Origin of the sequence: Fibrobacter sp. UWS1 (genome assembly GCF_002300445.1) — a bacterium.
Classification (GTDB): Bacteria; Fibrobacterota; Fibrobacteria; order Fibrobacterales; family Fibrobacteraceae; genus Hallerella; species Hallerella intestinalis.
In genome coordinates, this window is the sequence record NZ_NSGW01000001.1 from 1,766,110 (window position 1) to 1,780,940 (window position 14,831).

The 14,831-nt window shown below is 48.5% G+C and carries 15 protein-coding genes and 2 tRNA genes; 6 read left to right on the plus strand and 11 right to left on the minus strand.

Annotated features, from left to right (window positions below; translation table 11 throughout):
• Window positions 1-12: 12 nt before the first annotated feature.
• Window positions 13-297 (plus strand): hypothetical protein, encoded by a 285-nt coding sequence (locus tag BGX14_RS07565; RefSeq protein WP_095879518.1) that lies wholly within the window; start codon window positions 13-15, stop codon window positions 295-297.
• A gap of 1 nt (window position 298) precedes the next feature.
• Here the strand turns inward: BGX14_RS07565 and BGX14_RS07570 are convergent, their stop codons facing one another.
• The 4 genes from BGX14_RS07570 to BGX14_RS07585 form a co-directional block, all read right to left on the minus strand.
• Window positions 299-1,639, minus strand: a complete 1,341-nt coding sequence (locus BGX14_RS07570; RefSeq protein ID WP_143394184.1) for a hypothetical protein — start codon at window positions 1,637-1,639, stop codon at window positions 299-301.
• Between the two features lie 362 nt (window positions 1,640-2,001).
• Window positions 2,002-3,195, minus strand: coding sequence for a hypothetical protein (locus BGX14_RS07575; protein WP_143394185.1), 1,194 nt, complete (start codon window positions 3,193-3,195; stop codon window positions 2,002-2,004).
• Window positions 3,192-4,013, minus strand: coding sequence for a DUF4423 domain-containing protein (locus BGX14_RS07580; RefSeq protein ID WP_073303966.1), 822 nt, complete (start codon window positions 4,011-4,013; stop codon window positions 3,192-3,194). The genes BGX14_RS07575 and BGX14_RS07580 overlap by 4 nt, the downstream gene beginning before the upstream one ends.
• A 100-nt stretch (window positions 4,014-4,113) precedes the next feature.
• The gene (locus BGX14_RS07585) at window positions 4,114-5,823 is read right to left on the minus strand and encodes an ABC-ATPase domain-containing protein (RefSeq protein ID WP_095879521.1); all 1,710 of its coding nucleotides are present in this window, start codon (window positions 5,821-5,823) and stop codon (window positions 4,114-4,116) included.
• Between the two features lie 98 nt (window positions 5,824-5,921).
• Here BGX14_RS07585 and BGX14_RS07590 point away from each other — a divergent pair, with 98 nt between their 5' ends.
• Window positions 5,922-6,464, plus strand: coding sequence for a PEGA domain-containing protein (locus BGX14_RS07590; RefSeq protein WP_233126446.1), 543 nt, complete (start codon window positions 5,922-5,924; stop codon window positions 6,462-6,464).
• A 159-nt stretch (window positions 6,465-6,623) separates the two neighbouring features.
• Here BGX14_RS07590 and BGX14_RS07595 read toward each other — a convergent pair.
• Window positions 6,624-6,696, minus strand: a tRNA-Cys gene (locus BGX14_RS07595).
• A gap of 46 nt (window positions 6,697-6,742) precedes the next feature.
• Here BGX14_RS07595 and BGX14_RS07600 point away from each other — a divergent pair.
• Together BGX14_RS07600 and BGX14_RS07605 are read left to right on the plus strand one after the other, a co-directional pair.
• Window positions 6,743-7,255, plus strand: a complete 513-nt coding sequence (locus BGX14_RS07600; protein ID WP_083545763.1) for a DUF374 domain-containing protein — start codon at window positions 6,743-6,745, stop codon at window positions 7,253-7,255.
• Window positions 7,256-7,279: 24 nt separating this feature from the next.
• Entirely contained in the window at window positions 7,280-7,930 is a 651-nt protein-coding gene (locus BGX14_RS07605; RefSeq protein WP_073303962.1) for a PolC-type DNA polymerase III, read from the plus strand.
• Between the two features lie 320 nt (window positions 7,931-8,250).
• Here BGX14_RS07605 and BGX14_RS07610 read toward each other — a convergent pair whose 3' ends face one another.
• Window positions 8,251-8,490: a hypothetical protein gene (locus BGX14_RS07610; RefSeq protein ID WP_095879522.1), complete on the minus strand. Its 240-nt coding sequence runs from the start codon at window positions 8,488-8,490 to the stop codon at window positions 8,251-8,253.
• Window positions 8,491-8,584: 94 nt separating this feature from the next.
• Here BGX14_RS07610 and BGX14_RS07615 point away from each other — a divergent pair, with 94 nt between their 5' ends.
• Entirely contained in the window at window positions 8,585-10,018 is a 1,434-nt protein-coding gene (locus tag BGX14_RS07615) for a potassium/proton antiporter (protein ID WP_073303958.1), read from the plus strand.
• 84 nt (window positions 10,019-10,102) lie between these two features.
• Here the strand turns inward: BGX14_RS07615 and rpmB are convergent, their stop codons facing one another.
• From rpmB to BGX14_RS07640, 5 genes are read right to left on the minus strand one after another with little or no spacing between them, the layout of a single operon-like run.
• Complete coding sequence (rpmB, locus tag BGX14_RS07620; RefSeq protein WP_073303956.1) at window positions 10,103-10,324, minus strand: 50S ribosomal protein L28; 222 nt, start codon at window positions 10,322-10,324, stop codon at window positions 10,103-10,105.
• A 53-nt stretch (window positions 10,325-10,377) separates the two neighbouring features.
• Window positions 10,378-11,310 (minus strand): 4-hydroxy-3-methylbut-2-enyl diphosphate reductase, encoded by a 933-nt coding sequence (gene ispH, locus BGX14_RS07625; protein WP_095879523.1) that lies wholly within the window; start codon window positions 11,308-11,310, stop codon window positions 10,378-10,380.
• Window positions 11,307-12,524, minus strand: a complete 1,218-nt coding sequence (locus BGX14_RS07630) for a 3-deoxy-D-manno-octulosonic acid transferase (RefSeq protein ID WP_095879524.1) — start codon at window positions 12,522-12,524, stop codon at window positions 11,307-11,309. Before BGX14_RS07630 ends, ispH begins: the two co-directional genes overlap by 4 nt.
• Before the next feature lie 12 nt (window positions 12,525-12,536).
• Entirely contained in the window at window positions 12,537-13,121 is a 585-nt protein-coding gene (locus BGX14_RS07635; RefSeq protein ID WP_158223261.1) for an isoprenylcysteine carboxylmethyltransferase family protein, read from the minus strand.
• Window positions 13,118-14,677 carry an ABC transporter ATP-binding protein/permease gene (locus tag BGX14_RS07640; protein WP_095879526.1) on the minus strand — a complete coding sequence of 520 codons (1,560 nt, stop codon included), beginning with the start codon at window positions 14,675-14,677 and terminating at the stop codon, window positions 13,118-13,120. The genes BGX14_RS07635 and BGX14_RS07640 overlap by 4 nt, the downstream gene beginning before the upstream one ends.
• Before the next feature lie 77 nt (window positions 14,678-14,754).
• Here BGX14_RS07640 and BGX14_RS07645 point away from each other — a divergent pair.
• Window positions 14,755-14,827 (plus strand) — tRNA-Glu (locus tag BGX14_RS07645).
• The last annotated feature ends 4 nt before the right edge of the window (window positions 14,828-14,831 follow it).

Consider the following 14,831-nt stretch of genomic DNA (forward strand, 5'->3'; position numbering starts at 1 on the left):
AAAATTGCCGAGATGCATTCTTTGTGGACATTTTATCCACGGGAAACCTGTGCGCAAAATCTTGCCGCAGCAATCCAAAAATCTTGCCGCAGCAATCCAAAAATCTTTTTAGGGCACATCCCGGCGGTAAAACGCAGCCAGAAAAAATCACCGCCGCCGGGACCGGGCCGTCGCGGTAATCGCGCGCTTTCCGTTCGCAAAGCTCACCGCGCGCTCCCCGTCCAGCCGCGCCACGGGCGCGTCCGTCCCCATCCGGGCATCCGTCCCTTGCGCGAATTCAAAATTTTCCTTTGCTAACCTACTTTCCGCGAATCCGCACAAAATGCGTTTCGCTTCCCACCCGAACCCAATAATTTCCCGCAGTCGGGATTTCCACTTTCACGCTGCCCAAGACTTTTCCCCGCGCCAAAACCTGCCCCAAGGCATTCAGTACAAAATATCTTTCGGAAGCAGCGGAACTTATCCAGACAAAAGAATTTTCGGCAATGACATCCACTTTGTTTCGGAAATCTGGAAAAGGCAAAGCGGTACTCGCCACGGTATAAGGCACAAAGAACGCAGAATCCAAATTTTTGACATGAATTTTCACCAGATAATTTCCCGCATCCAATTGGCAATATTCGTTTTCCATAAAAATTTTTTCATTACACCCCGGAACAAAAATTCCCCAAACACATGACTTTTGCGAAAGCAAAGGTTCATCCGGTTTCACCAGCTCGGAATCTGCAGAAAAAATGGAATAATAGACCGGAGATGGCGAAAAATTGATATGCGAGCATCCCGGATTAAAATCCGGCTTTAAACAGTTGTATTGCAAAGTACAAACCTGCCTTGCGTCATTTTCATAGACGATGCCTTGCCCCGCCAGAAATTCCCCTTCCGGCAAGCAATCGTAATTCAAATCGGGAACAATGAAAATGGAATCCTCTTCGCCTCGCCCGCCCAGCGGCCACAAAGGCGTTTCGCCAAGAGCGTAACCGTTTTTCCCAATCGGCGCTTTTCGCAGCGTATCGTTTTTCTTGTACAAATAAAACCATGCAGGGCGATATTCTTCCTTTGAAAAATGAAACCGAAACCAGCCCGCAAACGCAGAATCGTCCGGAACCAGTTCCCAGTCATCCCGCGAGTCTTTCGCATCCACCATCACGGGCGTTTCTTCTATCCACTCCTTGTAATCGGGCACCAGGACAAAAACCGTCAAATCGCTTTTAAAAGAACCAAGATAGCTTCGCAGGCGGATATCGCTCGTATAAAATCCATACGCGTCTTCATCGGGGCGCATCTCCTCTTCGGGAATAAAAGAAATCACCCCTTCCCGGCTATCTTCAAACAAGCTCTTCAGCGGAATTTGCACGGCAATTTCAGAAGGAAATCCTTGTGCGCCAATCGGTTCCGAAAAAAGCGAATCGCTATCCCGATAAATCAAAATGGAATCCGGCAAAGAATCTTCGTCCCATGAATAGCGAAACCAATGGAGAGTATCCGCAAGCATTTCCTTGAAAGATTGCTTATCGCCATTTTCGACAATTATCGGCGAAGAATCAAACCAGCTCTTTGTATCCGGCGGCAAAAAGAAAAATGTTTTTTCCGCTGAAAAAGCAATCGATACGAAAAGTAAAATCGGAAAAATTTTCAGCATTAAATCGACCTCCATACAAAACGTTTCACCGGCATTTCAATATAGTTTTTTCCAAAACGAAATCTTCACATTTTTTAAGATTCACTTCTGGAAAACTCTAAAAACGGCTTCGGAGCGTTCTTCGACAAGGGATAAATGATTAGTTGAAAGTTGGGAACGTTGGAGATACGGCTAGCCAAAATGCAGAACATCTCGCGGTCTGCGAGGAAAAATTCTCATCGAGCAAAAGAAAGTTCTGTTTTAAAAAATCGCAAAGCTCTCTAATACTATCGACTCTTGAAAATAGATTCTTAAAGGCAGCTTTTTTACATCCGCAAATAAACGAGCTCGAAAATTTTCCGCAAATTCCTTATTTTCACGCTTTATTCTACAAAGCGAAACGCCGTCGAATCCACTCCGTAAAACACAATGTCGTCCACCCAAAACTCCCCACTCGACCCGCCGAAAATGGAGATGTTGGTGACATGATTTTTTACCGCGTCCCAGCCGATGTTTTCGCCGATGCTGTCCGCTTTAATCAACGTTTCCGGCGTTACCACCAGGCGCGTCCACACGGAATCGATTTCAAAAGACTTCCACGCCTTTCCCGAATCATAAGACACGGAACTGTCCGCAATGACATCAAACGAGAAATAAATTTTGCCTTCGATATTTCCGCGAATCCAGAAAGTGACCGAGTCGATTTCGCTCAAATCGGTATCCCCAATATGACGTCCCATCAATGCCCAGGTCAGAGCAGAATCGTTCTGATTGGCAAAATGCGCGACAAGTCCCGAACGTCCCAATCCCGCGGAATCCGTTTCTAAATGCGCCGTCGCATACTGCGAAGTCGAAACATACCAACCCGCCGTACTGTCTTCAAAATCTTCAAACAAATAGGAATGGAGCTGTACGGACGTGTCTTTTTCTGGCAAATCGGGGTCTTCCCAAAAGAGATCTTCATTTTCCTTTTGAATTTTCACCGGTTCAGCAATTAGAACTTCATCTTCGTAAACCGCCACAATTTCAAAATTTCCCTGCGGCACCTGAGGAAATGAAAAATGTCCCAGCGAATCCACAAGAGCCCAATAATGAGTTCCTCGGATTTTTATGAACACAGGAGATTTTTCCGTTTGAATGAAACCGGAAAGAGTTGCCGGTTCTTCTAAAACAACCGGGACAGAAATCGCCGAATCCGAAATCGCTTCGGGAATTGTGAAACGAGTCGCTCCGAGCAGCAGATCCGCACCATCGCCATCGCGAGCTTCAACAATATAATCGCCCGCCCCTATGGAATCCAGCCGAACCACGCCAGAGCCATCGGTTTCCATGCCAAGCGCATTGTCAAACGAGTCGTATTCCCCCAATGCAGAATCCAAATACAAATACGGCAGATAATTTTGTTCCCGAATAGAGACGACGCTTTGCGCCAACGGGATTCCATCCACATTGGTCACCACAATTTTCGCTATGGAATTCTCCGTTTCAAACGTAGATCCCGCGGATTCATTTGTTGAACACGCCGCCAAGATTTCCATCCCAGCAGCCACCAAAAGCATTCTCATCCGACGTATCATTTTTTCCTCGCCCACGCGACCGGATAAAACGCCATGGAAAGCTGCATTACCCGATCTGGATTCTGTATAGAATCTACTCTTTTTTGGACGAGTCGGCGAAATTCTTTTACCATATCGCCAATATCTTCAAAGCCTTCTTGATCGACAGAGAGTGTGAGCGTCGATATGTTGCGTTTTTCGGCAGGGATATTTTCCAGCGCATCGCTTGCCAACCGAAGAGCCTGCTTTTGAAAATTTCGAACCGCTTGCGCTTTTTCCGGGCCACCTACAGTCAAATGCGTTTCTGTCAGCGCCAATTTTCCCGAAGCCAGTTTTTTGACAAGCCCCACTTCCTTTAAAATTTCTATCGCTTCCTGCGCTTGTTCTTCCGTAATCGGCGGGCACATGTCCCGAGCAATCTGCTTGGTGTTCACAACTCCGCCATTCAATTCCAAATAAGCGCGGACCGCTGGAATCCACCAATTTTCAAGCAATTTCAGTTCCGCAACCTGCAAGCTGTGCCGTTCGACATCGCCAAGAGCCAAAGCCTTCGCCATGAGTTCCGCTTTTTGGGAAGAATCCTTGGAGACCGCCGCCGCATAGAGCAAATCAAAATACTCCGCAGAGCGCCCAGAAAGTCCGAGCATTTCCTTGGCCGTGCGCAACGCATGAGCCGGTAAATGGTGCTTTTTTTGCAACACCCGAAAGAGATAACTGGAATCCAGCCCTAGCTTTTCACCCATCATTCGATAGGAGTAAAATGGCATTTCCTTTTTACGACGCTCGTAAAAAGCTTTAAGAAAATCTCGATAGTCCGTGATGTCAGCCGATAAAATCATCTTTTACAAAATACATTTTGGATATTGGGCTGCATTTTTCCAAGTACAAGTCCCATGGACAAATTGTCCAAACGTGAGCGCAGACACAGCCAGAACCGGATTAATTTTCCATCGCCATCCGAAGCAACGCCGAAGCGATTTCTTCCATTCTCGGCAAAGCCGAGTCTTTGGAAAATCCCTGAGGAAGCCTGCGAAAACCGACATTCCGGATTTGTTCGTGCAATTTTCGAATAGCTTCGTTTGCCGGAACATTTTCCGCGTTTTGCAATAAATTCAGCAAGAAAAGTCCCAAGCCACTCAATTTCGCCGTTTCCGCTTTGGGGAAAATCGCCCGCAAATCCGCCCGAACATAGCCGATACTCAATTCCGACCCGCGAAGGCGCACTTTCACCTGCCGTTCAAAGGCATTTCGGGTTTTGATGCCGGGAAGCAATGCTTCGGACAGCTGCGGAAGCTTTCTGCACTCAAAATTTCCAAATGGAGGCGACTTTTGCAGTGGGCACTGCTCCGGCGACCGAGCCGCGATTTCCTTTGCTTTAACCGTTTCGCAAAACGGTTCGTAATTTTTCATCACCAGAACCGTATCGGCGACTTTTAAATAATCCCCGCACGCCCCGACAACCAGTACCATATTGATGCCCAGCGATTTCAATTCGGCTATTCTGTCCGAAAGAGGAATCAGAGGTTCGTCCCTTTCTCCGACCAGTTCCCGCATCCGGGAATCCCGAATCAAGAAATTCACCGCCGAAGCATCTTCATCGATATACAAAGTGCGAGTTCCAAATTCCAAAGCTTCCATGACGTTTGCCGCCTCGCTGGTGCTGCCCGAAGCCGACGACGTTTCAAAAGATTCCGTCGAAACGCCAAAGGGAAGTTCCCGCACAAAAGGCGCAATCCGAGTTCCCTTGACAAGGCGTCCGGGTTCCGCCGCAATGCGCATCGCCGACGGATCCGAAACGACCCATTCCCGACCATCCCCCAAAATATGCGGCACGACTGCGCTTTCCAGTGCCGAAAGAAGCGTCGATTTCCCATGATAAGCACCGCCGGCAATGACCGTTATCCCTTTCGGAATCGCCATTCCCGAGATTTGTTTTCCACAAACTTCAAAGGTTTGCAGCAATTCCTTCGGAGATTGAAAAGGAATCGCTCCTTTTTTTGGCAAATCGCTTGTTCCCGATTCTCGGGGAAGAACCGCTCCGTTCGGCACAAACGCGACAAAACCCCGCTTTTGCGTTTCGAGCAAAAGGGCTTCCCGCACTTCCAAAGACTCGATGCAATCCAGAGCTTTCTTTTTTTCCGTTTCCGCATTCAAATACAGAGCCATCAGCAAATCGGGAATTAACGACGTCAAAAGCTCCATTGCCGCCGGGACATCTATCTGGCGTTTTTCCCCTGGAAGATCGACCGAAAGAACCACTTCGACCATCGCCTTTCCCGCATTTTCCGAAGGCCCGCCAACCCAGAGCGCATTCCGGACAAGAACTTCCTCTCCCGGAACAAGAACGCTCACCGGGAATTTTCCTTCGCCCTCTTCTGCACGCGACGCGATTTCCGACGCCAATTTTCGCAGCAAAAAATCCGCCAAAGCCAGACGCTTTACCGAAAAATTTCCCCATTCCACGGGAATTCCCAAAAGGTCTAAAGGCGCGCTGAATTTAAGACGGGACGCAGGCGCAAACGGATCCCCCTGCACATGAATAAATTCCAATGTAAAATCGCCAAACGGCCAGGATTTTCCACCAAGACTTTTATACAAGCCGTAATTTTTGCCGTTAAAAGAGCGCAATTTTTGATAAAGTTCTTTCATTTGAGGAAAAATACAATTTATAAGGGGATTTTTACATCCGGCGTTCCCGCCAAAAGCCTTTTTCTTTATATCTTAAAGAGGATTTCAAGGAGCTATAAATGAAATTCATCTCTAAACTGTTCGCTTTTAGCGCTGTAACCCTTTCTTTCTGTGCTTCTGCGGCTTTTGCCGAAGAGCCACCTCCCCGTGATCAAGCCGCAACGGTGACCATTCTCACGGAACCTCCCAACAGCGAAGTCTATCTGGGCGGTGAACTGCTGGGAAAAAGTCCCATCGAGAACCGTTCCGTCAAATCCGGACGCCAGACCCTGATTGTCGTGGATCAAGGCTATGAGCTGGTCAATCAGCGCGTCAATATCTGGCCGGGATCCGACAAGCGCAACAATTTCAATTTTGGCACAGTGATTCCCAAAGGCCACGTTGAAGTGACTACCATTCCGGGCAAGTGCATTATTTATGTGGATGGCGACAATGCGGACCGCACGGACGGCGCACCGCTCACCGTAAACAACCTGGACGCCGGCGACCACATGATTCGCGCGGAATGCAACAACGGACGCATGGCGGAACAGATGGTGAAAATCGAAGGCGAAAAAACGGCCAAGGTCACTCTCGACGCCAGAAAAGGCAAACGCTATTAATCGCAGCCCAAAGTTCTTTTCCTCCGCTTTTAAAAGCAGAAAGTTCGCTTTCTGCTTTTTTTATCAGAACAACTCGAGGCTACGCCTTGAGCTTACCCCATTTATTTAGCGTTTCAATTCTACGCACAAAAAAAGACGGAAAAAAATCCGTCTTTTTCGAGGCAACGCTCAGACTCGAACTGAGGAATGAGGCTTTTGCAGAGCCGTCCCTTACCAACTTGGGTACGTCGCCTAGTGCTTCCAATTATAGGAAATAATTTTAAATTTCCAAGGTTCCCATGGCAGTTCTTCCCTTAAAAAAACGTTTTTTTTGCAAAATAGCGGAATTGTGGCTCCGTTCTCTGCGAATTTCCTTTGAAAACGCCGACTCAACCATTTCTTCGGGCATTATCGCATTATGGCACCGAGATTTATTCGCCGCGACCGCGGGCTTCCATCACCGGGGGATCGCCGCCTTCATTTCACCCAGCGCAGACGGGGACGTTCTCGCCCAAATCGCCAAAGACCTGGGATACCAAGTCATCCGCGGTTCCAGCAATGAAAAATCTCTCGCCATCCGGAAAATTCTGCCGCTTTTGAAAAAAGGAACCCTTTGCGCCATGGCGCTTGACGGGCCACAAGGCCCTGCCGAAATCGAAAAGCCCGGAACCCGGTGGCTTGCCAACAAAGCGGGTGTTCCCGTCTGGAAGGTGCGGATTCATTACGGGGCTCACATTTCCCTTTCTAGTTGGGACAAGGCGGTCATTCCGCTGCCTTTGTCAAAATTGACAATTTCTTTAAGCTATCTTTAGTTTTGTTTATTCTCGGAGACTAGCATGATATACCCCTCGTTTGTCGCATTTGACCTCGAAACCACTGGACTTGTTGATAAAAAAGACGAAATCATTGAAATCGGTGCGGTAAAATTTACTGTCCGCGACGACAACGGCACGATTCGCCCCAAACAAGTCGCCACATTCCAAACGCTGGTCAAACCGCCGATGATGATTCCCGATGAAGCGACAAAAATCAACCACATCACAAACGCCATGGTGGAAAACGCTCCCGCCATCAAAGACGTGCTGAAAAAATTCACCGTGTTCTGCGGGCAGAGTTCCATTCTCGTGGCCCACAACGCGAGCTTTGACGCCGGATTCCTGCACGTCGCCTACACCAAGAACCCGCAGCTCTTGCCGGGAAATCCGATTGTGGACAGTCTCAAAGTTGCCCGTTCCATTCTTCCGGAACTGAAGACGCACAAACTCGGAGATCTTGCGCACATGTTTCAACGGATTAAAGGACAAATCAGCCTTTCCATCAACAACGACGAAATGCACCGCGCGGTATATGATTGCGAAATGCTGATGGAAGTCTTCATCGCCCTTCTGCGGCGCCGACTCCGCAAAGAAGACTGGGATATTTCCCGCATTCTTCCGGCAATCATCAAAAACGGTTCGGAACCCGCCTACCTGACTAAAATGAAGTGATCATTTCAGGGAGACTGGTAGTATTCGTCATTGCGTACTCGCCAAGGAGAAAAACAGTCTCATTTGAAAGCGACTGTCACCCCGAACCCCGGAGGGGTTATACGACACTTGTCAATTTATTGACTTAGTGGAGTTATACTCGAAGTGTAGAAGCAATCCTTTCCCGCTGACAAGATTGCCACGTCGCTACGCTCCTCGCAATGACGAGGTGCCAGCACAGATTGCTTCGGCTTTGCATCCCTGAAACTTGGAATCTCCGATTCCATAGTTGAAGTACCCCTGAAAGGGACAATTCGTCTAAGGGAACAAGTTCCCAAGACTCATGGGGCTAACCGTTTTGCTTTTAAAAGCAGCAGGACCGCCGCTTCTACTGTGTTTAAGGCAAAATTCAATTTCCATGGGTAGGCAAGCATCGCCGTCTGCGAGAAAAATTCATTTTCTGAAAAAGAAATTTCTGTTTTGAAGATGAGTTCAACCTGTAAAGAAACATTCCTCTTTAAAAAGAATGAAAGAAAAACTCCGTTTGAAGATGAGTTCCCCTTGTGAAAAGAATTTCCCAATTTGAAAAAAAATGAATGGCAAGCGTCTAGTGGAAGATTGTATATAATTATTTTTAAAGGCAGCCCAAACAACTTTTTTTGTATTTATTGAGAAATGATTTTCTTTCTGGCATTGTTGATTATCGCAAGCATTTTTTCAACGAAGATTTCGGATAAAATCGGCGTTCCTGTTCTGCTTGTATTCTTGGCGGTAGGAATTATCGTCGGCAGCGATGTTCTAGGCCTCATCAAATTCAGCGACGCCCAAACCACCAAGCGGATTGCGGACATCCTGCTGATTTTCATTCTGTTTGACGGCGGTTTTCGAACTTCGCGGGACGATTTGCAGCTTGTCGCCAAGCCGGCGACCATTCTTGCCACATTCGGCGTGCTGATTACGGCAGTCGTGCTGGGCATCGCGATTCATTTTATCATGGACTACGAGTTTATGACTTCGATGATGATAGGTTCCATCATTTCTTCTACGGACGCTGCCGCCGTTCTTCTCATCACGCGCCAAAATCCGTTGAAACGGAAAATCGCCGCGACTCTCAATGTAGAAAGCGCGGCAAACGACCCGATGGCAATTCTCCTCACCCTAACTTTTGTAGGGAGCCTCGCCGGACAAGGATCTACGCCAATCGGATTCATCACTTCTCTCCTTTGGCAATTTACCGGCGGCATTCTTACCGGCTATCTTGTCAGCAAAGTCGCGCGCCTTCTTTTTGATAAGCTCAAGTCAGAAAACCGCGGCTACTATTACGTTCTTATCGTCGGCGTCATTCTGCTGGCCTACGGTTCTGCGGAAATCATCAAAGCGAACGGAATTATCGCTGTCTTTTTTATGGGCTACTGGCTCGGCAACTCGGATTTTGTTTCCAAACGCGGTGTCAGCAATTTTTTGGAAGGCGTTTCCACTTTCAGCAATATGACGCTTTTCCTGATGCTCGGGCTTTTGGCGTTCCCCCGCAGCTTTTCCCTGGTCTGGAAAGAAGGCCTGCTGATAGCCACCCTCATGATTTTTATCGCGCGTCCTATCGCCGTATTTCTTTCGACGATTCCTTTCCGCTTTACCATGAAAGAGCGCCTATTCCTATGCTGGGGAGGCATCAAAGGCGCCGTTCCCATCGTGCTCGCCACATATCCCGCCGCCTACGGAATCGATTCCAACGAATCCGTATTCAACATCATCTTCTTTGCGGTCATCCTTTCTTGCCTTTTGCAAGGAAGTTCCCTCGGGCATCTAGCCCGCCTATTCAAATTGACCATCCCCAAGCGTCCCCTTTCGCCATTTTCCGTTGAGCTGCATTCCGTTCGCCGAGCAGACCTGGACATGTACGAATTTCAGGTTTTTTCCACCTCTTTCTGCCAAGGGAAATGCATTAAGGATTTGCATCTGGGCAATGAAGTCGTGATTACATCCATCACAAGGAACGCCAAGATTTTACCGCCTAAAGGCGGCGTACAGCTTCAGACGAACGATATTTTGTTCATCCTGGCTCCCATCGCCAAGTATCACGACCTGCTGAATTATCTCGAAAACGGTTGATAGATTCATCTATTCACTTTTTGTCCACAAACACGAAATGCCGCCTTAAGCAAGGCGGCTTCCGAATTATCTCTCTGAAAAAGATTAAAGGCCGAGATCTTTCACAACGGCATAAATGCCGCGTTTTTCGATCGTGCGCAAACCCGCAGCGCTCACACGAAGAGTAACCCAGCGGTCTTCTTCAGGAATGTAAAAACGCTTAGAGAACAGGTTCGGAAGCTGACGAATCAACTTCTTGCGGTTCGAGTGAGAAACCATGTTGCCAACAAGGGCACCTTTTCCAGAAACTTCGCAAATACGGCTCATTGTATAACTCCGTGTTTTATTGGGCACAAGATTAGTTAATTTAAGCGATTTCGTCAAGATGCTAATTCGTCCGGAAGCGGGAACTTGAGTTTTTCCTGCATGGTCACCCAATTTTCCACCTGAACTTCGGGCCATTTTTCGCACACCCAGTGCACAACATCTTGCACCAGATCTTCCGGAGTGCTCGCTCCGCTGGCCAAACCGACGACATCGATTCCTTCAAACCAAGATTCTTCGATATTGTCCACGCAATCGATGAGATGCGAAGAAATGCCCTTTTCGACGCCAAGCTCCGCCAAGCGATTGGCATTGGACGAGTTGTTCGAACCGACGACCAGCAGCATCTGGACCTGCCCGCACAGCGAGCGAACCGCCCCTTGCCGATTGCCTGTCGCATAGCAAATGTCCCCGCGCGCAGGTCCCGCTATATCGGGAAAGCGATTCCGCAACGCTTCGACAATGTGTTGGGATTCCGCCACAGAAAGAGTCGTCTGCGTAATGTAGGCCAATTTGATTTCAGGCGAAAAAGAAAGTTTTTCCACGTCGTCCACATTCCGAATCAGCGTCATCGAATTAGCGGGAAGCTGCCCTAAATGCCCTTCCACTTCCGCATGGCCGGCATGGCCTATCAGAATGACGTGGCGTCCCGCTTCGTGATGGCGTTTCGCGCTCATGTGCACTCTTTGAACCAGCGGACAGGTAGCATCTAAAACCCGCAGATGACGATTCCGAGCCTCTTGATACACGCTGTCCGGAACCCCGTGAGCCGAAAAGATGACCGTGGAATTTTCGGGCACCTCCGAAAGGGATTCCACAAAAATGGCTCCAGCATTGCGAAACCTTTGCACCACAAACTGATTGTGCACAATTTCGTGGCGAACGTAAATCGGCGATCCGAACTTTTCCAAAGCCCTCTCCACAATATGAAGCGCCCGGTCCACTCCTGCGCAGAAACCGCGAGGACTCGCCAGAATAATTTTTTTCATGCTTTACCATCCAAGTCAGATTTTTGTTCTACAGATAAAACGGTGGAGCGCACAAATCCGAGAAACGCCTTATACGAAGAAAGAGCTTTTTCCCGTTCGTGCGATAGGAAACGGCAAACGGCATCTGGATTCGGAACGGTCCTAGACGCATAGTCCAAAGGTCTGCGCAACCGTACGACGGCCCCTTCTCGTAAAAGTGCTTCCACCGATGCCTGCTGCCCCCGACAATACGGCCCGACATAAGTGACGACGCCGAGCTTCAACGGCTCCCAAAAATCATGGATTCCCAAACTTCTAGAGAACGACCCTCCGATAACAGCCGCCCTGGAGACCTTAAAAATTTCCGTCAGCTTGCCGTATTCCGTCACCAAAGAAACCGCACCCTTTTGCACCTCCGGCCATTCGACCGTGGGCATTTTTTTTTGACAGAGCGCGTCCCGAAATGCGGGCAACTCCTCTTCAAATCGCGGAGCCAAAACGACAGCTTCTTTTTTTTGCAGAGCCAAAAGCAACATTCGGCACAGCGGTTTTATTTCTTCTCGGTGAAAGGATACAAACGCAGAATCCACGTCCGCTTGACGAGGCAAACGCATTTCTTCCGGGAACTTGGCCCAGCGAAGCAGTTTCCAGTCCCCGCCGACAATCGCTTTCGCCGAAAAAGAGTATTCGCTCGCTGCCATAAAACGGGCAAGATCCGCACCGGTTTGCATACTCGCAAAACCGATAGAGCCAAAATCGGAAGCGTCCACGCAATGAAAGAAACGCCCCGAAATCAAAGCGACTCGAGGCTCTTCAAAAGCTTTGCGCATCGCCGACAAATATCCCGGCCACAATTCATTTTCCGCAAGCACGAGCATCACCGGCTGAACCGATTCCATAAAGCGGCGCATGACAGCCGGAGAGTCCAGCGGAGCCAAAGACGTTTCAAAGCCCAACTCCTCCACGGCGGGTTTTAAAAATTCCAGCACTTCCGTTTTTTGCGTCGTTATCAAAATTCGGGGAATTTCCGGAACGTCCCTTTTCAAAATCTGCGCCAAAGACAATAGCATTTTGCACTCGCCAAGGCTCGCTCCATGGAGCCAAAAACAAGGACCGGACGAAAAAGGGCCATACATCCGGCTGCGGATTTTATACCTCGATTCCACAGAAGAAACCCGACTTGCCACCCAGGCAATCGCACCTAAAGTACTTCGCAAGGCATTCAATCCGACCATCGCAAATCCTCTTTAGAACGGAAAAATATCCATCACATATTTCCGCATCATCAGCAACAATGTATAAAACACCAGCCATATCCACGTCCACTTATCCGCGATAAAAGCACTTTTTACCGATTTCTTCGAAGCGTTTAAAACGCCGTCCAGTTCTACATTTTTGTTTCTACAGGGAAAGAACATCGCCGTCCGATTTGCCCAACGCCTGTAAGACTCCCCAAAACGCTTTTCTAAAAAAGCATTTTCCCGCAACGCCAAAAGAACAACAAACGAAGTAACGACTCCGGCAAAAGCAAAAGCGTTCCACCGCCACCCTAAATGAAACAGAATAAACGCATAACAGACGCACAAATTGGAAACATACAGCGGGTGCCTTAAACGGGAATAAATTCCCCACGTCACCAAAGCCGGAGCCTCTACCCGATTTCCTCGCGAATGTTCCCCCATGACTCGTCGCGCTTCTATTCGCAGAAGAACGCCAGCGGCAGCCAGCCCCACCGCCGACAGCGGAATTTTTCCCGAATGCGGCGGAAACAGGAAAAGAACCAGCGCAAAAATTCCCAGCACAACGCCGCGAAATCGATACAGACATTTCATTTGCATTCTTCCAAATTCACAAGCGTAAAGCGACAGGCAAGTTTTTCCGAAAGCGATTCGTGCGAAACCAGAAACGTCCATTTCCCATATTTTTCTGCGGCAAGCAAAAAAGCGAGCAGAAGATTTTCTCTTTCTTTTTGCGCAACAAAAGCGAACGGTTCATCCAGCAATAAAATCCGAGACGGCGACGCCAACGCCCACAATAAGGCGACCTTTGCTTTTTCACCGCCGGAAAGCCCCTGTTTTTTCAGCAGATTTTCTCCGCCAATCAAAGAATAGAAATCCGCAAATTCCTTTTCGCCAAGACGTTCAGAAACCGCTTCGCCTATAAATTCCCGCGGTGGAAGTGCCAAATCCTGCGAAACCGAAAAGACGCCATGGAGCGCATATTTTTGGGGAAGAAAAATCCGCCCCGCACAAGGCTCTTCCAATCCCGAAATCAATTTGAAAAACGTCGATTTGCCGCAGCCGTTCGCCCCGCGCAACAAAACCGGAGTTTCCGCATCCCATTGCCCGTTCCATTTTTGAAAAACAAAATTTCCCTTTTCTTCTGGCGCATACGAAAAAGACACTTCCGAAAAAACGAGGGAATCCGCACGATGCACATTCGGGCATTTTTTTCGAGGAGCCGATTCCAAATCCAAAAGCGTTTTTTGCGCACTCCGCGCTTGCCGCATTTGAGGCAAAATCCTTGCGCAATCTTTGACCGGCTTGTAACAAAGGAAAAGAGCGGAACAGTAAAGAACCAAGCTTTCCGCATCCAGATTTCCATGCAAAATCATCCATCCGCAAAATCCCAAAACCAGCACGACCGCCGAAACAGAAACCGCTTCCATGCCCTGCGAAAGAGCCACTTTTTTGCCGCCCACCAGAATGCCGGATTTTTGAACTTGGCGAATTTTTTGGGAAAGCGAAGCTCCTATTTTTTGGCGGTCTTCCGGAGAACTCCAGCGCCGAAATAGAATTTTGGCATTTTCCACATCCAAGCGGAGAGTTCCGCGTTTCGCCATTTCCTCTTCCACGGACGGTGCCATGGCATGCAATTTTTTTTGGACAAAGGATACGACAGGCAAAACCACCAGCAAAACAAGAAAAGTCAGCCTCGGAGAAATCACAAAAAGCACGGGCAAAAAAACGATCAGTTGCAGCACGGCTTGGACAGCCTGCATCAGCATTTCCACGCTGGACCCGATAATTCGGATGGAATCGTAAGCGACCATCAGATTTTCATCCGCATCCCGGCGATGAAAAAAACGGGGAGAAAGCGTTCGGAGGCGCCTAGCAAACCAAATCGAAAGCACTGCTTCCACATAGCGACTCGCCTTTTCCACAGAAATTCCCCGCCAATACGAAAACAGCCAGCGCAAAACAGCAAGCGACAGGGCGGCAAGAAGCCATTCCCCCATTGGTACATCCACTTTTCCACCGACAATCCGCATAAAAAGCCGAACGACAAACAAAAGGGCGGCATCCGCCAGGCTGGCGAGCAAAACAAGGGGAAAAAGCCGAAGAAGAACCTTTTGGGCCGTCTTTTTGAGCCAATGGGAAAGAATCATGCCGGCAATTTAGAATTTTTGCATTTTACCCCTTGACAACTCCAAAAGCTTTCCTATATTTGGCTCATCTAAACGATGCCCCTATCGTCTAGAGGCCTAGGACATGGGATTTTCATTCCCAGAACATGGGTTCGAATCCCGTTGGGGGTACTTC